Genomic DNA, 21,113 nt, shown 5'->3' with positions numbered 1-21,113 from the left:
TTCATGTCCGCCGGCCCCGGCGGTATTCAGTAACCGCGCTGGCGGTCGACCTGTCCGATCATGGCGTCGCCACGCTGATGGCGGCGCAGGTTTTCAAGCAGCACCGGGAAGGCGGTATCGGGCTGGGTCATGGCCGCGACATGTGGCGTCATGAGAATGCGTGGATCCTGCCAGAAGGGATGATCCGGCGCCGGTGGTTCCTCGCTCAGGACATCCAGCACCGCGCCGGAGAGCTGGCCGCTGTCCAGCGCCCGGGTAAGGTCTGCCTCTACCAGATGGTCGCCGCGCCCCATGTTGATCAGCGATGCTCCCTGCGGCAGACGCTCAAACAAGGCGTAATCGAGCACGCCACGGGTATCCCGGGTCAGTGGCAAAACGCAGATCAAAATGTCGCATTCGGATAAAAACGCATCGAGCGTTTCAGCACCCGCATGGGTGGTGATGCCGGGCAGGTTGCGCGGCGTGCGCGCCCAGCCGCTGACCTGAAAGCCGTAGCCCTTGAGATGGCGTGCGATCGCACCGCCCAGCTGCCCAAGCCCCAGCACCCCGATGCGTCGCCGGCCGGCGGGAACAAGCATGTGGGCCTGCCAGTGTCGGTCGTGCTGCTGGCGCACGTAATCACTCATGTGACGATGCCGCCAGAGCGTGGCGAAGGTGGCATATTCGATCATGCCCTGCTCGATGGCGGGGTCGAGCATGCGCACCACGGGAAGCCCGTCAGGCAGGACGTTTGGGTCGAACTGATCGATACCGGCGGAGGTGGCAAACAGCACCTCAAGGTTGGGCAGCAGGGTAGCGATATCCTCCGGCGGCTGCCAGGCCAGTAGATAGCGGATGTCTTCGGGGTCGCCAATGTCCGGCCACTGGCGAAACTCGATATCCGGGGCGTGCTCGGCAAACAGGGCCTGCCAGCGTCGGCCGCGGTCGGGATCGGATTTGTACAGCAGTGCCATGACAGGCGCCTCACGGTGATTGAACAGGTCTTCTATCGTGCCCTTGATCAACGCGCATGCGATACCGTTATGGGGCGCTGCGCGACGTGAATGATCCGAATTTCGAGTCTCGAGCGCAGATTGCACTGTCGGGAAGCCGCCTCAGTGAATCATGCCGTGCAGCCCCCGGGATTCAGTGCGATCCGCGGTGACAGGGCGAAATACGCACGTCACCTGAGGCCGCGGGCATCGTAGTCTGGAAGGCATGGCAGAGAGGCTCGCCCATAACGGGCCCGAAGTCGACCAGAGCGAAGAGGAGCTCAAGGGATGCAGCTGACGGATTACCCGAGACTGTGCATTGCCGCACACGGGGTGCTGATGGACCGCGACACGACAATTGTTGAGGGGCTTGCACCGCTTTTGGGGCAGATGCGCGACCCGCCGGCGCCCGATCGGGTGCTGGCCGATTACTTCCGGGCGCTTCATGCGCTGACCGATGCCGACATGAACACGGTGTCGGCCCATTGCGTGGTCTACTGCGCGCTGGCAAGCGAGTGGGGGCTTGAAAGTGACTGGCAGGCCGGTATTGCCTTTGCCGGCACGGTGGATGCCGGCACGCTGTATGAAGATGCGCCGGGCGCCATTCACTATCTGCGCAAGTTCTATCGGCTAAGCGTGGTGAGCTCGCTTGATGAGCGTGAATTTGCAGCACTGGACCGGCGCATCGGGCTTGCCACCCACGAGCGGCTGGCCACCGGCAGCTTTGTGGCCGCCCGGGCTGCCATCCACGAGATCGTGAAAGACCCCGAGGTGCTTCTGGTGAGTGCAGGGCCGGCGCCGACGTCACGCGGTGCGGGCTATTGTCGCATTACACGCGCAAGGCCGGGTCAGGCGTTCCTTGATACGCCGGCGACGTGGCAGTTCACATCGCTGGGTGACTTCATCGGCGCGCATCAGCTTGCCCTGCGTCGTGAAATCCTTTAGACAGGGGAAGCGACCCCCGCACACTCTGGCAGCAGCAGGCGGGCCCGAAGACACAAAAAAAAGGCGCTTCATGGTGGGTTCCGTTCGACTCGATCGCATCGACATCAATATTCTGGTGCAGTTACAAAACGATGGTCGCATGACCAACGTCCATCTGGCCGACGCCGTCGGCCTCTCTCCCAGCCCCTGTCTGCAGCGGGTCAAGCGACTGGAGGCGGCCGGCTATATCACCTCGTTTCAGGCACGCCTTGATCTGACCAAAATGCTGGAAAGCGTGACCGTGTTTACCGAGGTCACCCTGTGCGATCATCGCCGGGAGGATTTTCTGCGCTTTGAGCAAAGCATTCGCGAGATCGATGAGCTGATGGAGTGTCATCTGATCAGTGGGGGCTATGACTATCTGCTGCGCTTTATTGCCCGCAGCATTGCCCACTATCAAAGCGTGATGGAGGCACTGATCGAGCGTGAGATCGGCATCGAAAAGTATTTCAGCTATATCGTGATCAAATCCCCCATCATCAAGGAGCAGCTGCCGCTGCGCACGCTGCTTTCCGGCCCACAGGAGCGCGTTTAATCGCCTCTGAAACGCAAAAAGCCCGGTGCAGTGCACCGGGCTTTTGAATAGCGCTAAAAAAAATCAGCGGTTTTTGGGGTCCAGCTTGTCATCACGACGGGTGTCATCCGTCTTGTCGATATCGACTTCGTGATGGCGCACGTTTTCGCTGATGTGATCGGTATGTTCTCCGACATCCTTGCGAACGGCCACTTCTTCGCGCACGTGGGCTTCCTTGCTGACGACGGCTTCTTCGTCAGTCTCGGTCATTTCGACGGTCTTGTCGGTGAAGTCGGCATCACTGACAGGGCGATCGCCGGTGACCGGGCGACGCTCGACGGAGACCGATTCGTCGCGCAGGGCCACATCTTCCTCGACTCGCTCGTTGACCACGTGGCGGCGGACGCGGGTGGTACCACGATCGACGTCACGCTTGCCGACCTTGAGCTCTTCCTCGGACAGTGCAAGCCGCTCTTCCCTGTCGGTATGGCCGTCATGGGCATTGTGAGTGTCATGATCGGCCGGCTTTGCGTGAGCGACACCGGATGCCATGCTGCCGGAGGCCACGCTCGGGGCTACGCCTGCGCCCGGTGACCCGGCGTGCTTGATGTTTTGTTCGTCGATGTCGACCGGGTCGTGTCTTTCCAGAATATCCTCGATGCGCTCAAGGTCTTCGATGGAGGTTCGTACGGCAATGACCGTGGCGCCCTGTTCGACGTTGCGATCGTAATCGCTGGTGTCTTCATCGCTCTTGCCGAACAGGCGCTGCCAGAAGCTCGGCTTGTCGTGCTGTTCGTGCGCGGATGTCTCTTCACGGCCCTCATGGGCGTGGCGGTTGATGGCTTCTTCGGGAATGCCGGCTTCACGCAGGTCGTGCATGGCGGCATTGGCGCGTGCTTCGGTGTCATATACGGCAACAACGAGTTGTTCATCCATGAAATATGCTCCTGCATCGTGCTCGGATTGGCTATCGGCCGTTATGGCCTACTCTGGCGTATCGTCGTCCTGACGAGTCACCACGGCCTTCTGCTCGCACAGCGTGACCTCCTCGCGCCAAGGCGTCTGGCTGTGAACCCGGCGAACATGCACCTCTTCCTTCAGGCGCAGCCGTCGTTCCACCACCAGCACTTCCTCCACTACCGGGATAATGGTGGTATCGCCCTCCTGGCGCGTCTCGGGCATCGCATCGATATACTCATTGATCTCGACGTGATCGACTTCGACACGTGTCTGCAAGAGCGTGGCCTCGACCGCTTGTGTGCGCTCATGCGTCTGTGTGCTGACCCTGACCCGGCCGGTCGTCACCTCACGACGAGAGACATCGAGCGTTTCCTCGAGCAGGGGAAGACGCTGCTCCTGATCGCTGGGCGATGAATCCTTCGTCATGGAAAACTCCTGCCGGGGTCATGAAAGGTCAGTCACCTGTTGAAGCCCGGTTGATACCGTTCGAGCAGGGGACACTCTTCACTCTGGCAGGTCGTACGCAGTAAGCGAATTCTTTCGTGTTATCTTTGGTGTTAGTCAGATACATCACAGCATTTGTTGTGCCTTTACGACCATTTGGCGTCGTTTTCTGGCATTTTTGCCGTCAATGGATTATCGCAAAGTATTAATGGCTGCACGCCCGCGTTGAATATCATCACCAGGAGTCTTTCATCAAAAGTCCCTGTTAACGTGCAGGCATGCCCCGGCAGTGCAGGAGATGAATCAAAAGGCCGGGATAGATGGGAAAGAGGTGGGTGGGAAAGAGGCAGATGAAAAAAGGGACGCCGCAGCGTCCCTGTTGAAATCATGACGATCGCATCGACCGGCCCGGTCAGTCCGGGGTGATTCCGGCGATGACACGACCTGCCTCGATCGACTCGCCCGCCTGAACCTGAAGGGTAAGGAGGCCGCTGGTCTCGGCCGTAATCTGTGTTTCCATCTTCATCGCCTCCATGATCGCGATGACGTCGCCCTCGTTGACCCGAGCACCGTTCTCGACCTGCCATGCCAGCAGCGTGCCGCTGATGGGCGCCGTAACACTGCCTTCTGTCGACGCCTGCTCTGTCTCGACGGCAAGACTCGCCTCGCTCGAGCCGAAATGTTGAAGCAGCGCGGCGGGCAGCCCGATGCGATGGCGCTTGCCATCGATATCGATCATGGCGTGCAGCATGTCGGGCTCGGTAGCAGGGGGCTGGCGCGGTGCCCACTCAAGAGTGTCCTGAAAGCCGGTCTCGATCCAGCGCGTGTGCACGTTGAACGTGTCTGCGCCGGTGAAATCCGGATGCGCCATTACCACGCGATGAAAGGGCAGCGTTGATGCCACGCCTTCAATTTCGAAATGCTCAAGCGCGCGCCGCGCCCGGGCGATGGCCTGCTCGCGGGTGGCGCCGGTGATGATCAGCTTGGCCATCAGGGAATCGAAATGCCCCGAGACGCGCCCGCCGCTTTCAACGCCGCTGTCCAGACGCACGCCGGCGCCGGTGGGGGCATTGAACGCGTCGATGGCGCCGGGCGTGGGCAGAAAGCCCTTGGCGGCGTCTTCGGCGTTGATGCGAAATTCAAAGCTGTGGCCGCGCGGTGTGGGCGTCTCGGTAAAGGAGAGCGGATGGCCTTCGGCGATGCGCAGCTGCTCGATCACCAGATCCACCCCGGCCGTCTCCTCGGTCACCGGGTGTTCGACCTGCAACCGCGTGTTGACCTCGAGAAAGGAGAGGGTGTCGTCGCTGGCGAGCAGAAATTCGACCGTGCCGGCACTGATATAGCCTGCTCTGGCGCAGATGTCGTGGGCGGCCTGATGGATCTGTTGGCGCTGCTCGTTGCTTAAAAAGGGCGCTGGGGCCTCCTCGACCAGCTTTTGATTGCGCCGCTGCAGCGAGCAGTCGCGGGTGCCGACCACCACCACGTTGCCGTGACGATCGCCCATGATCTGCGCCTCAATGTGGCGCGGGCGATCAAGATACTGCTCGACGAAGCATTCGCCGCGGCCGAAGGCGGCTTCGGCCTCACGCACCGCCGAGTGGTAGCACTCGGCCACTTCATCCATGTGCCAGGCGACCTTGAGACCGCGCCCGCCGCCACCAAACGCTGCCTTGATGGCGATTGGCAGACCCACCTCTTCGGCAAAGGCCACCACCTCGTCGGCGCTTGCCACCGGGTCTTCGGTGCCGCGGGCCAGCGGGGCGCCTGCCTTGAGCGCCAGCCGCCGCGCCTGAACCTTGTCCCCCAGCACGTCGATGGTGTCCGGGTTCGGGCCGATCCAGATCAGCCCGGCGTCCTGCACGGCGCGGGCGAAGTCGGCGCGCTCGGAAAGAAAGCCATAGCCCGGATGAACGGCATCAACATTGGCACGGCGAGCGACATCCAGCAGCCGTTCGATCGACAGATAGCTCTCGCTCGGGCGCTCGCCGCCCAGACTGTAGGCTTCATCGGCCAGGCGCACGTGGAGGGCGTCAAGATCCCCCTCGGCGTAAACGGCTACCGAGGTGACGCCGTAGTCGCGACAGGCGTGAATGATGCGCACGGCGATCTCACCGCGATTGGCGATCAGGACCTTTTTCAGCGGACGTGGGGCGTGGGGAGCGGCTGGAGCATTCATGACGTGACCTCAGTCAGGCCGTCGTCACCGGCAAGCGGTGCGAAACGGGTTATCGGGTTGAAGCGAATGGTAGCGCCGGAGGGAATCTGACCGGCGAGATCCAGATGGTGCTCGGCCACGCAGGCGATCACCGGGTAGCCGCCGGTCAGCGGATGATCGGCCAGAAACAGTACCGGCTGGCCGCTGGCCGGCACCTGCAGGGCGCCGGTGACCGTACCCTCGCTGGGCAGTTCACCAGTGCGCTGGCGAGAAAGTGAATGCTCACCTTCCAGACGAATGCCGACCCGGTCGGACTGCGGAGTGACCTGCCAGGCCTGCTCGCATAAAAGGGGCAGCGCCTCATTGGTAAACCAGTCACTGCGCGGGCCCATGACGATATCGAGCGTGATGCACTCACCGCCGCGGGGCAGATCAAATTCAGGCGACTCACCCAGTGACAGTGCCGTGACGGGGCCATTGGCCGAGTGCAGCAGATCATTGCGTTTTAAGGGCGCCGGCCCCAGTTTTGCCAGGGTATCGGTGGCACAGCTGCCAAGCACCGGGACCACATCAAAGCCGCCGCGCAGGGCCAGGTAGCAGCGTACCCCGGCCGTGGTCGCGCCCAGCGTCAGGATGTCGCCTTCGGCCAGCTCGATGGGCTGCCAGCGCGCGCCGTCATGCCGGGTGCCCTCGGCGGTCCTGATCGACACCGTGGTTTCCGCGCCTGTCACGGCCACGATGGTGGGCCGGTGACAGCGCAGCGACAGCCCGCCCTGGGCGGTTTCAATGACCGTTGAATGGGAGGGGTTACCGACAATCCGGTTGGCACTGCGCAGGGCGTGCTTGTCCAGTGCGCCGGCACCGGAGACGCCCTGACCGGTCTGGCCCTCGCGGCCGAGGTCCTGGAAAAGACTCTGAAGCCCGGGCTGAATGATTTCCAGACAGGGCGCGGCGTCGGTCTTCTCCGCAGAACTGGCGGTATCGGCGGGCACACTGGCGCTGGCACGCGTTGGTGAGGCATCGCTTTCGGTAAAGCGCACACGCATGCCGGGCTGTAACAGCGCTGCCGGCTCGCGGTGCAGATCCCACATCTCAAGCGGTGTGGTACCGATCAGCTGCCAGCCGCCGGGGCTGTCAGTGGGATAGATGCCGCTGAAGGTGCCGGCCAGCGCCACGGACCCGGCCGGAATGCGGGTGCGCGGCGAGTCGCGCCGGGGCACGTCAAAGCCCGCCCCGCCAGAAAGATAGGCAAAGCCCGGGGCAAAGCCGCAGAAGGCAACCTGATACTCATGCTCGCCGTGACGTCGGATTACTTCATCGGTGCTCATGTCCAGCAGCCTTGCCACGTCATCAAGGTCTTCACCGTTGTAGCACACGGGAATCTCGATCAGCTCACTGTGCTGGTGGCCACCACCGCTGACAGGGCGCGTCCTGAGCGCCCGAGCGAGCTGCGCGGCGCTGATGCGACTCGGCGTGAAATACATCAGCAGGGTGCGCGCTGCCGGAATGATGGTGGTCACCCCCTCGATGGGCTCGCGCTGGAGCTGGTCGAAAAGCCCCAGCGCCTGCGACAGGTCATCCAGCTCGACCAGCAGGGTGCTCAGATTGACGGGAAGTATTCTCACGGGAACTCCTGAAAGCGTGCCATGGGCGTGTCGACTCAGACGTGATAGCGGCTGTCCGGCACATCGGTGATGAACATGTGCCCCGGTGCATGGGTAAGTGCAAAGGGCACCTTCGAAGCCATCACGGCAGCCTGCGGGGTGACGCCACAGGCCCAGAACACTGGAATTTCACCGGGCTCGATGCGCACGGGGTCGCCAAAGTCGGGTCGGTCGATGTCCCGGATGCCCAGCGCCCCCGGATCGCCCACGTGAATCGGGGCGCCGTGCACGCCGGGGTAGCGCGCGGTGATGGTGCTTGCCCGGGCGATATGGGCCGCCGGAAGCGGACGCATCGAGACCACTACCTCGCCCTGCAGTCGCCCGGCCGGGCGACAGGGCAGCGTAGTGCGATACATCGGCACGTTGGTGTTGTCGGTGATATGGCGCACCTCGATGCCGGCCTCGATCAGGGCGCTTTCGAAGGTGAAGCTGCAGCCGATCAGGAAGGTGACCAGATCCGGGTGCTCTGCCCAGCAGGACCGGGCATCATCGAGTTCCTCGATGAGCACGCCGTCGCGCCAGAGGCGATAGCGCGGCAGGTCGGTGCGAAGGTCCGCGCCCTCGGCAAGCCCGGTGCACCAGTCGCCGGGGTCGCTGACCTCCAGTACCGGGCAGGCCTGCGGATTGCGCTGGGCATAGAGCAGGAAATCCCATGCCCAGTCGCGTGGCAGGGCGATCAGATTGGCCTGGGTCATGGCCGGGGCGAGTCCGGCGGTGGGCCGGCGCTCGCCGGCTCGAAAACGTTCGCGCGCCTGACGGGCCTGATCGATTGCGCTCATGGCCCTGTCCCTGCAAAAGCCCTGAGCTCGATGCCGGTCCTGGCCAGGCGTGATCGTACGGCCGCGGCCAGTGCGACGGCGCCGGGGCTGTCGCCGTGGACACAGATGGAGTCAGCCTGAAGGGCAATGTCGTGGCCGTCGATGCACTCGATGACGCCTTCTCGCACCAGCCGGTGCATCCGCTCGGCGACCTGGTCGGCATCGTGAAGCACGGCCCCCGCTTCCCGTCGCGAGACCAGGCTGCCATCGCTCTGGTAGGCGCGATCGGCAAAGGCCTCGGCGGCGACGCGCAGACCGGCCTTGCGTGCCCAGTCATTCAGCGGTGACCCTGCCAGCGTCATCAGCACCAGCGAGGCATCGACATCATCAATGGCGGCCAGCACGGCGTCGGCCTGGCGCCGATCATGGGCGATGGTGTTGTAGAGCGCGCCGTGTGGCTTGACGTAGCGCACCTGCGTGCCGGCGGCGCGGGCCAGCCCCCTGAGGGCGCCGATCTGGTAGATCACATCGGCGCGCAGTTCATCGCTTGCGATGTCCATGTTGCGTCGGCCAAAGCCCACCAGATCCGGATAGCCGACATGGGCACCGACCGTGACGCCATGGCTGGCCGCCGCCTTGAGGGTGCGCAATATGCCGGCCGGGTCGCCGGCATGAAAGCCGCAGGCGACGTTGGCGCTGGTGACGATGCCGAGCATGGCGGCGTCATCGCCCATGTGCCACGCCCCGAAGCTTTCCCCCAGATCGCTGTTCAAATCGATAAAGGACATGTGAGACTCCTGTTCAGGCAGAGGGTGTCAGAAAGGCAAAGATCGGGCCGATGGCGTTAAAGCCCATATACCAGGTGAGCGCGCAGACCACGGCGCCGGAGACCAGCAGCCAGCGTGGGTAGCGATGTCCGTGCATGAGGTCACTACGCCGCCAGGCAACATAAATGAACAGCGTCAGGCCCACCGGCAAAATCAGGCCGTTGAAGCCGCCGACAAACACCAGCAGCGCGGCGGGCGGGGTGCCTATCGATACAAAGGCGATCAGCGAGAGTGCGATGAATACCAGCGTGGCGCGGTTACGTACGCCCTCGCTGATGCCGGGGCGAAAGGCGCTTAAAAAGCTCATGGAGGTATAGGCCGCCCCGATGATGCTGGTGATGCCGGCGGCCCACAGAATCAGGCCAAAGGCGCGCAGGCCCAGCGCTCCGGCGGCGGCCTGAAAGGCCTGAGCGGCCGGGTTGGCGCTTTGACTGGAGACATCAATGACCACACCGCTGGCGACCACGCCGAGAATGGCGAGAAACAGGATGTAGCGCATCAGCCCGGTGACCAGGATGCCGCGCAGGGCCGCTTTCGACACGGTCTCGACATTCTCGACGCCGCCTAGGCCGCGGTCCAGCAGGCGGTGAGCGCCGGCGTAGGTGATATAGCCGCCGACGGTGCCGCCCACGATGGTGGTGATGGTGGCGAAGTTGATGGTATCGGGCATCACGGTCTGACGCAGGGCCTCGCCCACGGGCGGGTTGGAGGCGATGGCGACGAACACCGTCATCGCCATCATCAACACGCCCAGCACAATGATGATGCGATCGATGGCCACGCCGGCGCGTCGGGAAGAGAAAATACCGGCGGCAATCACGGCGCTGATCAGCCCACCCCAGGTCGTGTCCAGCCCCAGCAGGGCATTGAGCCCCAAACCGGCGCCGGCGATGTTGCCCACGTTGAAGGTCAGCCCGCCAATGATGATCAAAATCGCCAGCAGATAACCACTGCCGGGCAGCGCGGCGTTGGCGACCTCTGGGGCGCGCATGCCGGTGACGGTGACCACGCGCCAGATGTTGAGCTGTACCACCAGGTCGATCAGGATTGAGGCCAGAATGCCAAAGGCAAAGGCTGCGCCCATGGTGGCAGTAAAGGTGGCGGTCTGGGTGATAAAGCCGGGACCCACGGCCGAGGTGGCCATCAAAAAGACGGCACCGATCAGTGAGGCGCGTCGGGAGCGGGCGAACCCGACGTCAGGAGTATCTGCCATGTCAAAGGCTCCGAAAGAGGAAGGGGGCACAGGCCATACCAGCAATTAGCGTGCCACAATGGGCTGATCGGCCGGATTTTGTAGGTGTTGTCCGTATCGATTGTTCAACAATAGCCGTGACGACAGTGGGTGGGTATTCGACTTGCGTTTCATTTCGGCGCATCACGGCGCTTCGCGGCACCCTTTTGGTGCGCAAGTTCGGGGCGAGAGGCGAGCTTGTCGGCAGCCCCCTTTATCGGGAACACTGGGTGGGTCTCAACGTCATGATCGGATCGTGCTGAATGAAAAATCAGGCCCTGGAAGACAGGCGTGAATCGCTGGGAGACAGCGTGGCAGCAGGCATTCGACGCCTGCTGGTAGAAGGGGCGTTCACGCCCGGACAGCGTCTGTCGGAAGTTGCGCTGTGTGAGCGGCTGGGCGTGTCGCGCAATACGCTCAGAGAGGCCTTTCGCACGCTGGCCCATGAAGGTCTGGTCACGCATCAGCCGCATCGTGGCGTCTTTGTGACCAGCCCCGATGCCGCCTCCATTGTCGAGATCTACCGGCTGCGGCGCTTTATTGAATGTCGTGCCCTCAGTGATGCCTGGCCCAGCCACCCGGCGGTAAGAGAGATGCGCGCCGCAGTGAATGAAGCGTACGCGCACATCGAGCAGCAGGACTGGCTGGCGGTGGGTACGGCCAACATGGCCTTTCATGGTGCCATTGTGGCGCTGGCGGACAGCGCGCGGCTGAACGGCTTTTTTCGCCAGATTCTGGCCGAGCTGCGTCTCGCCTTCGGGTTGATGTCCGACAAGGAGTGGCTGCATGCCCCCTATGTCGACATGAACCAGCAGGTGCTGGAGACCTTTGAAGCCGGTGATACCAAAGCGGCCGTGGCTCTGCTGGAGCAGTATCTGGCTCAGTCCGAACGGGTTGTGCTGGCCGCCTGGGAGCGCCAGGCCACGCCTTGAAGGCTTCGATGATCAAATGACAAAAGGCCCCGCCATGGCTGGCGGGGCCTTTTACGTCGTTTTTATCGCTCTGATCGGGCGAAACCGGTCTCTCAGGCGCTGACGGTCTCGCCGGATTCGGCGCGCGTCTTCTGGTCCGAGAAGTCGCTCAGGGCATGCCGGCCCGTGTTGATCGGGATCTGACGGGCGCGCTGCTGCTCGGGAACCACGCGCAGCAGGTCGACCATCAACAGGCCGTTTTCAAGCTTTGCGCCCTGGATCTCGATGTTTTCGTCAAGCCTGAAGGAGAGCCGGAACGCGCGTTTGGCGATGCCGCGATGCAGATAGGTGACCCCTGACGTGTCACTGTCCTGCTCGCCGCGCCCGCCGGTAATGGTCAGTACGCGATTTTCGACGTTGACGTCGAGCTCTTCCTCGGCAAATCCGGCCGTGGCCACCGCGATACGGTAGTCATTGTCGCCGTGCTTTTCGACGTTGTAGGGCGGATAGCTGGGCGCGTCGTTGTGCACGGCCTGCTCGAACAGGTCGTTCAGGCGATCAAAGCCGATGCTGCGACGAAAGAGTGGGGAAAGGGTCATGGCGTTCATAAAACCTCCTGATAAACAGCAAAGTTCGTCACTACCGTGAGTCGGTACTCGCAGACCCGCATGGGCGGCATCTACGCTCGCGCTTACAGCTCTGAGTGAGCCCGTTATCGCGACATTATGGTAAATAGTGGCGTCTTGCGGCGTTTCAAGTCTTCCCTGAAAAAATCCCTGTCAGCCGATTGTGCACCACTGTCAGGCAAAATAGGGTCGGTCCTTCAGGTTTCAACGGGTCAATACAAAAAATTTTTCAACCGTAGCAGGGCGTTCCAGCACTGGCTTGTAATAGCGGTATGGTTTGTCCTTGTCAGGGGCTTCTTTTTTGGCGCCAGGCGTCGATAATCACGGGATCACGATCACCGGAAAACATCACATGAATCAACCCCACGTTCACGGCCCGAACTGCCAGCACGATCACGACCATCATGGCCACGTCCACGGTCCCAACTGTAACCACGGTGCTCAGACACCGGTGCGCAATGCTCTAAAAGACGTCGGTCGCAATGACCCATGCCCCTGTGGCAGTAACAAGAAGTTCAAGAAGTGTCACGGCGGCTAGCCGCCCGGCAAAAAGACAGGAATAAAAAAACCGGCGCCCGAAGGCGCCGGTTCGTTATGAGACAGAGATCAGGTGATCCCGGCGTTTAGAGGGTGCCGCCGAGCACTTCTTCTGCCGTGGCCTGACGGTTGGCGACCGAGCTGGTCCACTGGCCCCAGGCGCTGGGGTCAATGGTGTCACCATTGTTGCCCAGGTTCTCGAGACGCTTTTTGTCCTCGTCAGTGAGCACCTGCTTGGCCAGCGGCTTGAGATGCTTCACATCGTCAACGCTCATGCCGATGTTCTTGGCGATGCGGGTACCGTAGTCGTCATGCACCATCCAGAAGTGCCACAGCATACGTTCCTGCACGTCACGCTCGCACACCTGCATCATGCCGGACAGGTTCTCGATCAGGTCATCACGCTCCCAGTCCTGCATGGTGTTATAGCGACCGCGCGCCTGCACGTAGTCGTTGCGACGCTCCAGCACACTGCGGGTCAGTCGGCCATGCACTTCGGGCGCATTGTAGGGCTCTTCCTGCTCGGCTTCGTGCAGACCGTTATGAATCGACGGCTCGAAGTTGATGTGCGGATTCTGGCCCGGCGCGTGATCAACATGGTAAGCCATCTGACCGTCACGCTGGTTGGTCGCGACCTTTGCATTTTTGGGCTGGTTGACCGGCAGCTGCAGGTAGTTCGGCCCGATGCGATAGCGCTGGGTATCGGAGTAGGAGAACGTACGACCGACCAGCATCTTGTCGTCAGAGAAGTCCAGACCGTCGACCAGTACGCCGGTACCCATGGCGATCTGATCGTTTTCGGCAAAGAAGTTCTGCACGTTGCGGTTCAGCGTCATGACGCCGATCTTGCGCAGCGGGAAGTCGTTTTCCGGCCAGATCTTGGTGTCATCCAGCGGATCCCAGTCGAGCTCGGGATGGTCGTGATCTTCCATCAGCTGGACGAAGACGTCCCACTTGGGATAGTCACCGCGCTCGATGGCCTCGAACAGATCTTTGGAGGCCGAACCCAGCTCCTGGCCCTGTACCCTGGCGGCTTCGGCCGCGGTAAAACTGGCGACACCGCACTGCGGGTGGAAGTGGTACTTGACCAGCACCGTCTCGCCCTGGGCGTTGACCATCTTGTAGGTATTGACCCCGAAGCCTTCCTGATGACGATAGGAGGCCGGAATGCCGCGTGGGCTGAATAGATGCGTGAGCATATGCATCGATTCAGGCGTCTGGCTCATGAAGTCGAGGATGCGGTTGGGTTCCTGACGGAAGGTGACCGGGTCAGGCTTGAGCGAATGGATCACGTCCGGGAACTTGATCGCATCCCGGATAAAGAACACGGGCAGATTGTTGCCGACCAGATCCCAGTTGCCGTCTTCGGTGTAGAACTTGACGGCAAAACCACGCGGGTCGCGAGCAGCCTCTGATGAGTCGCGCCCGCCAATCACGGTCGAAAAACGCAGTGCCAGATCGGTTTTCTTGCCGGCTTCCTGAAAGAGTTTCGCACGCGTGTACTTCGATGCCGGTTCGTCACCGATCATGCCGGTGGCTTCAAACTCGCCGTAGGACAGGAAGCCACGGGCATGGACCACGCGCTCGGGAATGCGCTCGCGGTCGAAATGACTGATCTTTTCGAGAAACTGATAGTTCTCAAGCGTTGCCGGGCCACGGCTGCCGACCGTGCGCTGCGACTGATTGTTGGTGACAGGATGACCCTGTCGATTGGTCAGTTCGTTATCTCTATCTGACATGCCATTTTTCCTCTTTTGACATCCTGTCGAACGGATCGTGTCTGGAACCGGTCACGAGCGGCCCCGAACGCGAAAGATATCACGGTAACTTCATGGATTAGTCCTATCGCCCCGTAGAGACCAGGGCTATGACGCCCAAAGAGAAGGTCGTATGCCAGAGGCATGTTTCACGTGAAACATCGTTGATGCTTAAGAGGTGGCATCATGTGCCCACATCGAGCATGAACGGCACAGGTCAGTTCGGCATAACAGGGCACTATGGGCACTCTCATGACATAACAAGAGTGCGCCTGATGCATGTGACGAGACTGTATTCCGGGGAGGACGGCGAATCCCACTTCGAAAATTTACACATTGAGGTAGGCGGTGACGCCGAGATCGGAAGACTGTCGGTACGCATTCCGGCCACCGGCCTTGTCTTTCGTGAAACCGCTGCCGATTACAACTATGGCTGGCACAACGCGCCGCAGCGCCAGTACATCCTGATGCTGGATGGCAGCGTGGACATTACCGTGGGCAGTGGTGAAACAAGGCGGTTGAACACCGGCGATATCCTGCTGTGCGAGGACACCACCGGGCGGGGGCACATCAGCCGAGCGGTCAACGGGCAGCCGCGTCGCTCGGTCTTTGTCACCCTAGAGTGATTCGGTGGCACCGCAGTGCTTTCAAGCCTCAATCGTTAAAGCGTCAGCACCAGCTGGGTCAGGGCATGAATGGCCAGCCCGATCAGGCCGCCGACCAGGGTGCCGTTGATGCGGATGAACTGCAGGTCATTGCCGACGTTTTTCTCGATCTGGGCGACGATCTCGTCACTGTCGAGGCTGTCCAGATAGCGCTGGATATAGTCATCGATGCGCGACCCGTTCCGCTCGACCATCGCCGGCAGCAGTGTCACGGCCTGCTCGTTGAGCCATTCGCGCGCCGGGGCGTCATGTTCAAGCGTGCGCGCGTAGTAATCGATGAAATGCTCAAGCCAGGCGCGTGACTGAGAGTCCTGGGCTTTCAGGTCACGGGCCAGCCAGTCCATCAGTTCTTCCCAGACGCCGGCGACATAGTCGCTGAGGCGGTCATTGTTGAGGATATCATCGCGCAGGCGGTCCAGACGCCGGGCAAAGGCCGGGTCATGACGCATGCGCTCGATGAATTCGGCAAACTGGCGATCCAGATGGTGGCGCAGCGGGTGGTCGGGGTCGTCGCTGACCTCACTGATCAGGCGGGCACTCTGCTCGACAATACGCTCGTTGATCAGCCAGCCGGCCAGCCGGTGCATGCTGACTTCGCGCCCCATCACCCGCGGGTTGAACAGCTTGAAGACGGTACCGGTAATGAAGTGCTTGACCCGTTCCTGATTGTCTTCGACCTCGAGCCAGCGCGAAAGCCGGGCCAGAGAGTCATCCAGCAGCGCCTGATGGCGCCCCTCGGCGGCCAGCACGCTCAGCGCGCTGCCCATCAGCCGGGCGGTATTGATACGTCCCAGATGGTGGCGCAGGGTGCGGGTCAGGAAATCCCGCGCCGCACTCTGGCGAACCGCCGACAGTGACGTGCTCATGGCCTGGGTCAGGCGCTCGGCGACCATGGCGCGTCGCTCGGGGCGTGACAGCCAGTTCACCAGCGCGCCTGCCACGTCAAAGCGGCGAACGCTGTCACGCACGTAGGCTTCCGACAGAAAGTTCTCGCGAATAAACCCTGAAAGACTCTTCCCCAGTCGCGCCCGGTTGCGCGGGATGATCGCCGTATGCGGAATCTTCAGCCCCAGCGGATGACGAAACAGCGCCGTGACCGCAAACCAGTCGGCGATGCCCCCGATCATGGCCGCCTCGGCAAAGGCTGACACGTATTCCAGTGCCGGAAAACGGCCCTGATACCAGATGCTGACGACATATAACACCAGCGCCCCCAGCAGGCAGAGCGTGGCAATGCGGCGTCGGTTGTGAAGTGGCGGGGTCAATCGAGCGCTCCTGTAGGAAAGATACTGACGAGAGCTTAGCTCAGCCTGCGTTGACCTTGTACGCTGGCTGCCCATTGGTCCAGGGCGATTGTCCTGTCTGTTTGATCCGGTCACACTTCACAAAAACCTGATGCAGCGCCGCTGTCGTGGAGGACACGATCCTTTCGGGCTGTCAGCAGGCACCCGGTATCGGGCCGCGATGAACCTCCTGCGCGCCCACGCTTTCAGACGACGATGGAAGAGACGGCATGATCGACACATCGGATAACCGCACAACGACCCCTGCTCAACACGAGCCGACCCTGAAGTTTCGCCTTGGCGCCCTGGGCGCTGCCGTGCCGCTGACGTTTTTTGTCGGCTGGGCCATCATCACCAGTGTACTGGGGCTCTCTTCCGAAATCGGCCTGGTCATGGGTGCTCTGTTCGGTCTGACGCTGGGGCTTTTATTCTGCAAAAGCCGCTGGGAAAACTACGCGCAGGGGCTTTTCGACGGCATGGCCCAGCCGATCGGGGTGATCGCCGTGGTGGCCTGGTTTTATGCCGGCATGCTGGCGCAGGTGCTGCAGACCGGCGGGCTGGTGGAAGGGCTGGTCTGGCTGGGCGGTATTTCGGGCGCCTCCGGCGGTGTGTTTGTGGGGCTGACCTTTGTGCTGGCGGCGGTATTTTCCACGGCGGTCGGCACCGGCTACGGCACTACGGTGGCTTTCAGTACCCTGATGTATCCCGCCGGCGTGGCGCTGGGATGTGATCCGGTGGTGCTGTTCGGGGCCATTCTGGCCGGCGCCATTTTCGGGGATAACCTGGCCCCGGTGTCGGATACGACCATCGTGTCAGCCACGACCCAGGACGCGGATGTCCCGGGCGTGGTGCGCAGCCGCTTCAAGTACTCGATCATGGCGGCCGTACCCTCGCTGGTGCTGTTTGTGCTGCTGGGCAATGCCAGCGGCAGTGTCGAGGGCAACGATGCCGCGCTTGAGGCGATGATGGCCCAGACCGACCCAACCGGGCTTTTGATGCTCGTTCCCTTTGCGCTGGTGCTGTTGCTGGCCCTGCGTGGCCATCATCTGATCACCTCACTGACCTGGGGGATCGTTCTGGCCTCCGTCGTGATCGTGGTGGCAGGCCTGGCCGCCCCCGGCGACATCATGGCCTTTGACCCTGAAAGTGACAGCGTCGTCACCGGTGCGCTGGTGGATGGCGTCAGTGGCTACGTCAACATGGCGATTTTGATACTTCTGATCGTCGCCACGGCCCATCTGCTCAGGCTGGGGGGCACCATGGACGCTGTGACTCGCGCCATGATGCGCTGGATCGGCGATTCCGTGCGCCGCGCGGAGCTGGCTATCTGGGGGATCGTGGCGCTTTTGAACTCGGCCATCACCATCAATACGGCCGCCGAGATAGCGGCTGCGCCATTCGTGCGCGAGCTGGGCAGAAAGTACCGCATTCACCGCTATCGTCGTGCCAACATGCTGGATGCCGTGACCTCGGCGCTGGGCTATATCTTCCCCTGGGGCGCGCCGGTCCTGCTGGGCTGGGCGACCATCACGACCATGCAGGAACAGTATGACTGGCTGCCGATTGTTGCGCCCACCGAGGTCTTCCCGTTTGTCTTCCACGGCTGGTGTCTGCTTTTGATCATGCTGTTTGCCGCGGCCACCGGCTGGGGCCTGCATTTCGAGGATCCTGACGAGGCCGAAGCGGGCGTCACGGCGCGGTAACGATCAAGACCACAATACGATAACGCTGGCAATCGGGGCGCAAATCCCCTATGTTGGCGCTCCTCTTCGCACGGGCAGGTCGTTGGCCTGCCTCCGTCATTGAAATTCCCCCTGCGCTGTCACGGCGCTGTCGCTCTCGCGAAGAAGACGCCAGCATCCGATAGCGCCATGAGACAACCTGTCGATGTCATTTTCCCAACTTGGGCTGTCGCCCGAGCTTTTGCGTGCTCTCGAAGATGCTGGTTACCAGACACCTTCCCCCATTCAATCAAAAGCCATTCCGGCCTGCCTTGAAGGTCGCGATGTTCTGGCGGCGGCTCAGACCGGTACCGGCAAGACCGCAGGCTTTACCCTGCCGATTCTGGAGCGTCTGTCGCGTCAGCGTTTTGAATCCAGGCGTCCGGTTCGGGCACTGATTCTGACCCCGACTCGCGAGCTGGCCGCCCAGATCGGGGAGTCGGTCGAGAAATACGGCGTGCACCTGCGTCCGCGTCTGAAAAGCGATGTGGTCTACGGCGGCGTCAAGGTCAACCCGCAGATCGCGCGTCTGCGTGATGGCGTGGATATCCTGGTGGCCTGCCCGGGCCGACTGCTGGACCTGGTCAATCAAAAGGCCGTGCGTCTGGATCAGGTCGAAACCCTGGTGCTTGATGAAGCCGACCGCATGCTGGACATGGGCTTTATCCACGACATCAAGAAGATCCTGCGTCTGGTGCCCAGAAAGCGTCAGAACCTGCTGTTCTCCGCGACCTTCTCAAAAGAGATCCGCGAGCTGGCCGGTACGCTGCTGGATAACCCGGTCAGCATCGATGTGGCCCCGCGCAACACCGCGGCCGAAAGCGTCGATCAGTCGATCTACATGGTCGAAAAGCCCCAGCGCATGGCGCTTTTGACCCATCTGATCACCCATCATCAGTGGTCCCAGGCGCTGGTCTTTACGGCCACCAAGCACATGGCCAACCGGGTGACGCAGCATCTTCAAAAGGCCGGCATCACGGCGGCGGCCATTCATGGCAACAAGAGCCAGAATGCCCGAACTGCCGCGCTTTCCGGCTTCAAAAACGGCGAAGTGCAGGTGATGGTGGCCACCGATGTGGCCGCGCGCGGCATTGATATTTCCGAGCTGCCCAACGTGGTGAACTTCGAGCTGCCCAAGACGCCCTCCGACTACGTGCACCGCATCGGTCGTACCGGCCGTGCCGGTGCCAGCGGCCAGGCGGTCTCGCTGGTGATGCCCGATGAGCGCAGCCAGCTCAAGCAGATCGAGAAGCTGATCGGTCGTGCCATTCCGGTGGCCACTGCCGAGGGCTTTGACTTTACGCGTGCCGTGCCGGAAACGCCGGATGAACGGGAGCAGCGCCCGGGCGGCGGTCAGCGTCGTCAGGGCAGTGGCCCGTCGCGCAACAATGGCGGTGGCGCTCGCAACGGGGGCGGTGCCGGTCGCAGTAGCTCGGGCAATCGCTCTCGCAGCGGTGGTAACGGTGGTAATGGCGGCAACAGCAATGAGCAGGCGCGTCCTGCGCGCCGTCGTCGCAGTGCGCCGCGCTCGGCAGACAACAGCGGTAACCGCTGATCACGCGTTAAGACATCGGTATGGTGTGATCACAACCGTCTGCTCAGGCAGGCGGTTTTTTTATGCCTGTTTGGCGGTGGACGCCCAGGGCGAGCACTGGCATTGTCGCAGGCCTTCACTGAGCGATTCATCACAGAGGCTTTAAAACATGCGTGCAGAAAGTCATTCGGGCGTGCTGACCCATGAACAGCAGGCGCGTCGTGCAGCGCTGGGCAGTTTTGTCGGCGCCGTGGTCGACTGGTATGACTTTCTGCTTTACGGCATCGTGGCGGCACTGGTGTTCAATGGCCAGTTCTTTCCCAACGTGAGTCCGGCCGCGGGCACGCTGGCGGCGCTGGCCACCTTCGGTGTGGGCTTTCTGTTCCGCCCGCTGGGGGGCATCGTGTTCGGCCATTTTGGTGACCGACTCGGGCGCAAGCGCATGCTGGTGCTGACGGTCATGTTGATGGGTGTTTCCACGGCACTGATCGGACTGCTGCCCACCTATGCCAGCATTGGTGTCTGGGCGCCGATACTGCTGGTGGTGCTGCGGGCGCTGCAGGGCTTTGCCGTAGGCGGTGAGTGGGGCGGGGCGGCCCTGATGGCGGTCGAGAGCGCGCCGCGTCATCGGCGGGCGTTTTACAGCAGCGGTGTCCAGGTCGGCTACGGTGTGGGGCTGATTCTGGCCACCGGCAGCGTGTCACTGTTGAGTCACTTTCTTGATGATGCGGCCTTTCAGAGCTGGGGCTGGCGACTGCCGTTTGTCTTCTCGATTGTGCTGGTCGCGATTGCCTTTTGGGTGCGCGCAGGCCTTGAGGAGTCGCCCGAGTTCAGGGAAAACGTTGCGGAAAGGGGGCAGACGCCTTCTCGCCCACCGGTGCTTGAGGCGTTGAGCCGTCATCCGAAGGCGTTTTTGCAGATCATTGCGCTGCGTCTGGCCGAGCTTTTCACGATGTACATTGTGACCACCTTCGCGCTGAGCTATTCCACCAGTTATCTGGGGCTCTCACGTGAGCTCTTTCTCAACATCGGGCTGCTGGTCGGCGCCATCAGCTGCGTGACCATTCCGCTGTTTGCGCTGCTGGCCGACCGTTTCGGTCGGCGGCGCATCTATGTGGTCGGGGCCGTGGTCGGCGTGCTGTGTGCCTTTCCCTTTTTCATGGCGCTGGAGGCTCGCTCGGTGGTCTGGATCGTCTTTTTTGCCGTCATGCTGGCCAACCTGGCCCACGACATGGTGGTCAGTGTGCAGCAGCCGATGTTTGCCGAGCTGTTTGGAACGGCCTATCGCTATAGCGGCGCGGGGGTGGGCTATCAGGTGGCCAGTGTGGTGGGCGGTGGATTTACGCCGTTCATTGCCGCAGCACTTGTGAGCATGGCCGGCGGCAGCTGGTTGCCGGTAGCGTTCTATCTGGCCGTGGGCTGCGGACTTTCAGCCCTGGGCGTGATGAGCATTCAGCGCCACCGGGCCCGCCCGGCATGACGGGCGACAGGGCCGCGCGGTGCGACTACGCTTGAGGGTGATGCCACAGGGCGGCCCTTTCATGTCGCCATTTCTGGCAACCGATGTCTTT

Annotated in this window: 19 protein-coding genes; 8 read left to right on the top strand and 11 right to left on the bottom strand. The window is 62.0% G+C overall.

Features of this window, described 5'->3' with window-relative positions; all coding sequences use genetic code 11:
- Positions 1-26 precede the first annotated feature (26 nt).
- A complete protein-coding gene (locus ACUN8C_RS15840) occupies positions 27-953 on the bottom strand; it encodes a 2-hydroxyacid dehydrogenase (protein WP_445620120.1) in 927 nt (308 codons plus the stop codon).
- Between the two features lie 306 nt (positions 954-1,259).
- Here ACUN8C_RS15840 and ACUN8C_RS15835 point away from each other — a divergent pair, with 306 nt between their 5' ends.
- Together ACUN8C_RS15835 and ACUN8C_RS15830 are read left to right on the top strand one after the other, a co-directional pair.
- Positions 1,260-1,916 (top strand): hypothetical protein, encoded by a 657-nt coding sequence (locus ACUN8C_RS15835; protein ID WP_445620119.1) that lies wholly within the window; start codon positions 1,260-1,262, stop codon positions 1,914-1,916.
- Positions 1,917-1,986: 70 nt separating this feature from the next.
- Complete coding sequence (locus ACUN8C_RS15830; protein WP_445620118.1) at positions 1,987-2,490, top strand: Lrp/AsnC family transcriptional regulator; 504 nt, start codon at positions 1,987-1,989, stop codon at positions 2,488-2,490.
- A 63-nt stretch (positions 2,491-2,553) separates the two neighbouring features.
- Here the strand turns inward: ACUN8C_RS15830 and ACUN8C_RS15825 are convergent, their stop codons facing one another.
- The 7 genes from ACUN8C_RS15825 to ACUN8C_RS15795 form a co-directional block, all read right to left on the bottom strand.
- Entirely contained in the window at positions 2,554-3,405 is an 852-nt protein-coding gene (locus ACUN8C_RS15825) for a YsnF/AvaK domain-containing protein (RefSeq protein ID WP_445620117.1), read from the bottom strand.
- A gap of 48 nt (positions 3,406-3,453) precedes the next feature.
- Positions 3,454-3,855 carry a DUF2382 domain-containing protein gene (locus ACUN8C_RS15820; protein ID WP_445620116.1) on the bottom strand — a complete coding sequence of 134 codons (402 nt, stop codon included), beginning with the start codon at positions 3,853-3,855 and terminating at the stop codon, positions 3,454-3,456.
- A 430-nt stretch (positions 3,856-4,285) separates the two neighbouring features.
- Positions 4,286-6,049 carry an acetyl/propionyl/methylcrotonyl-CoA carboxylase subunit alpha gene (locus tag ACUN8C_RS15815; protein WP_445620115.1) on the bottom strand — a complete coding sequence of 588 codons (1,764 nt, stop codon included), beginning with the start codon at positions 6,047-6,049 and terminating at the stop codon, positions 4,286-4,288.
- Positions 6,046-7,653: a 5-oxoprolinase subunit B/C family protein gene (locus tag ACUN8C_RS15810; RefSeq protein WP_445620114.1), complete on the bottom strand. Its 1,608-nt coding sequence runs from the start codon at positions 7,651-7,653 to the stop codon at positions 6,046-6,048. The genes ACUN8C_RS15815 and ACUN8C_RS15810 overlap by 4 nt, the downstream gene beginning before the upstream one ends.
- A 35-nt stretch (positions 7,654-7,688) precedes the next feature.
- Entirely contained in the window at positions 7,689-8,471 is a 783-nt protein-coding gene (locus ACUN8C_RS15805; protein WP_445620113.1) for a putative hydro-lyase, read from the bottom strand.
- A complete protein-coding gene (locus ACUN8C_RS15800; RefSeq protein WP_445620112.1) occupies positions 8,468-9,238 on the bottom strand; it encodes a LamB/YcsF family protein in 771 nt (256 codons plus the stop codon). The genes ACUN8C_RS15805 and ACUN8C_RS15800 overlap by 4 nt, the downstream gene beginning before the upstream one ends.
- 13 nt (positions 9,239-9,251) lie before the next feature.
- Positions 9,252-10,490, bottom strand: coding sequence for an NRAMP family divalent metal transporter (locus ACUN8C_RS15795; RefSeq protein WP_445620111.1), 1,239 nt, complete (start codon positions 10,488-10,490; stop codon positions 9,252-9,254).
- Between the two features lie 281 nt (positions 10,491-10,771).
- Between ACUN8C_RS15795 and ACUN8C_RS15790 the strand changes: the two genes are divergently transcribed.
- Positions 10,772-11,440 carry a GntR family transcriptional regulator gene (locus ACUN8C_RS15790; RefSeq protein WP_445620110.1) on the top strand — a complete coding sequence of 223 codons (669 nt, stop codon included), beginning with the start codon at positions 10,772-10,774 and terminating at the stop codon, positions 11,438-11,440.
- A 92-nt stretch (positions 11,441-11,532) separates the two neighbouring features.
- Here ACUN8C_RS15790 and ACUN8C_RS15785 read toward each other — a convergent pair whose 3' ends face one another.
- Positions 11,533-12,027, bottom strand: a complete 495-nt coding sequence (locus ACUN8C_RS15785) for an Hsp20 family protein (protein ID WP_445620109.1) — start codon at positions 12,025-12,027, stop codon at positions 11,533-11,535.
- Positions 12,028-12,397: 370 nt separating this feature from the next.
- Between ACUN8C_RS15785 and ACUN8C_RS15780 the strand changes: the two genes are divergently transcribed.
- Complete coding sequence (locus tag ACUN8C_RS15780) at positions 12,398-12,583, top strand: SEC-C metal-binding domain-containing protein (protein ID WP_445620108.1); 186 nt, start codon at positions 12,398-12,400, stop codon at positions 12,581-12,583.
- Positions 12,584-12,668: 85 nt separating this feature from the next.
- Here ACUN8C_RS15780 and ACUN8C_RS15775 read toward each other — a convergent pair whose 3' ends face one another.
- Positions 12,669-14,321 (bottom strand): catalase, encoded by a 1,653-nt coding sequence (locus ACUN8C_RS15775; RefSeq protein ID WP_445620107.1) that lies wholly within the window; start codon positions 14,319-14,321, stop codon positions 12,669-12,671.
- A 293-nt stretch (positions 14,322-14,614) separates the two neighbouring features.
- Here ACUN8C_RS15775 and ACUN8C_RS15770 point away from each other — a divergent pair, with 293 nt between their 5' ends.
- Positions 14,615-14,965 (top strand): hypothetical protein, encoded by a 351-nt coding sequence (locus ACUN8C_RS15770; protein ID WP_445620106.1) that lies wholly within the window; start codon positions 14,615-14,617, stop codon positions 14,963-14,965.
- Positions 14,966-15,000: 35 nt separating this feature from the next.
- On the opposite strand, the gene ACUN8C_RS15765 is transcribed toward ACUN8C_RS15770, so the two are convergent.
- The gene (locus ACUN8C_RS15765; RefSeq protein WP_445620105.1) at positions 15,001-16,269 is read right to left on the bottom strand and encodes a DUF445 domain-containing protein; all 1,269 of its coding nucleotides are present in this window, start codon (positions 16,267-16,269) and stop codon (positions 15,001-15,003) included.
- 248 nt (positions 16,270-16,517) lie between these two features.
- Between ACUN8C_RS15765 and ACUN8C_RS15760 the strand changes: the two genes are divergently transcribed.
- From ACUN8C_RS15760 to shiA, 3 genes are all read left to right on the top strand, one after another.
- On the top strand, positions 16,518-17,990 hold the full coding sequence (locus ACUN8C_RS15760) for a Na+/H+ antiporter NhaC family protein (RefSeq protein WP_445620104.1): 1,473 nt from the start codon (positions 16,518-16,520) through the stop codon (positions 17,988-17,990).
- Between the two features lie 184 nt (positions 17,991-18,174).
- Positions 18,175-19,563, top strand: coding sequence for a DEAD/DEAH box helicase (locus tag ACUN8C_RS15755; protein ID WP_108841421.1), 1,389 nt, complete (start codon positions 18,175-18,177; stop codon positions 19,561-19,563).
- A gap of 148 nt (positions 19,564-19,711) precedes the next feature.
- Positions 19,712-21,022 (top strand): shikimate transporter, encoded by a 1,311-nt coding sequence (gene shiA, locus ACUN8C_RS15750; RefSeq protein WP_445620103.1) that lies wholly within the window; start codon positions 19,712-19,714, stop codon positions 21,020-21,022.
- Positions 21,023-21,113 lie beyond the last annotated feature (91 nt).

Source organism: Kushneria sp. Sum13 (assembly GCF_052692355.1).
Note: the sequence above shows the minus strand (reverse complement) of the source record. Positions and strands in the feature narration are given on the sequence as shown.

Coding starts and splice junctions, on each gene's coding strand:
- ACUN8C_RS15840 (WP_445620120.1), bottom strand. CDS start 953: ATGGCACTGCTGTACAAATCCGATCCCGACCGCGGCCGACGCTGGCAG.
- ACUN8C_RS15835 (WP_445620119.1), top strand. CDS start 1,260: ATGCAGCTGACGGATTACCCGAGACTGTGCATTGCCGCACACGGGGTG.
- ACUN8C_RS15830 (WP_445620118.1), top strand. CDS start 1,987: ATGGTGGGTTCCGTTCGACTCGATCGCATCGACATCAATATTCTGGTG.
- ACUN8C_RS15825 (WP_445620117.1), bottom strand. CDS start 3,405: ATGGATGAACAACTCGTTGTTGCCGTATATGACACCGAAGCACGCGCC.
- ACUN8C_RS15820 (WP_445620116.1), bottom strand. CDS start 3,855: ATGACGAAGGATTCATCGCCCAGCGATCAGGAGCAGCGTCTTCCCCTG.
- ACUN8C_RS15815 (WP_445620115.1), bottom strand. CDS start 6,049: ATGAATGCTCCAGCCGCTCCCCACGCCCCACGTCCGCTGAAAAAGGTC.
- ACUN8C_RS15805 (WP_445620113.1), bottom strand. CDS start 8,471: ATGAGCGCAATCGATCAGGCCCGTCAGGCGCGCGAACGTTTTCGAGCC.
- ACUN8C_RS15800 (WP_445620112.1), bottom strand. CDS start 9,238: ATGTCCTTTATCGATTTGAACAGCGATCTGGGGGAAAGCTTCGGGGCG.
- ACUN8C_RS15795 (WP_445620111.1), bottom strand. CDS start 10,490: ATGGCAGATACTCCTGACGTCGGGTTCGCCCGCTCCCGACGCGCCTCA.
- ACUN8C_RS15790 (WP_445620110.1), top strand. CDS start 10,772: ATGAAAAATCAGGCCCTGGAAGACAGGCGTGAATCGCTGGGAGACAGC.
- ACUN8C_RS15785 (WP_445620109.1), bottom strand. CDS start 12,027: ATGAACGCCATGACCCTTTCCCCACTCTTTCGTCGCAGCATCGGCTTT.
- ACUN8C_RS15780 (WP_445620108.1), top strand. CDS start 12,398: ATGAATCAACCCCACGTTCACGGCCCGAACTGCCAGCACGATCACGAC.
- ACUN8C_RS15775 (WP_445620107.1), bottom strand. CDS start 14,321: ATGTCAGATAGAGATAACGAACTGACCAATCGACAGGGTCATCCTGTC.
- ACUN8C_RS15770 (WP_445620106.1), top strand. CDS start 14,615: ATGCATGTGACGAGACTGTATTCCGGGGAGGACGGCGAATCCCACTTC.
- ACUN8C_RS15760 (WP_445620104.1), top strand. CDS start 16,518: ATGATCGACACATCGGATAACCGCACAACGACCCCTGCTCAACACGAG.
- ACUN8C_RS15755 (WP_108841421.1), top strand. CDS start 18,175: ATGTCATTTTCCCAACTTGGGCTGTCGCCCGAGCTTTTGCGTGCTCTC.
- shiA (WP_445620103.1), top strand. CDS start 19,712: ATGCGTGCAGAAAGTCATTCGGGCGTGCTGACCCATGAACAGCAGGCG.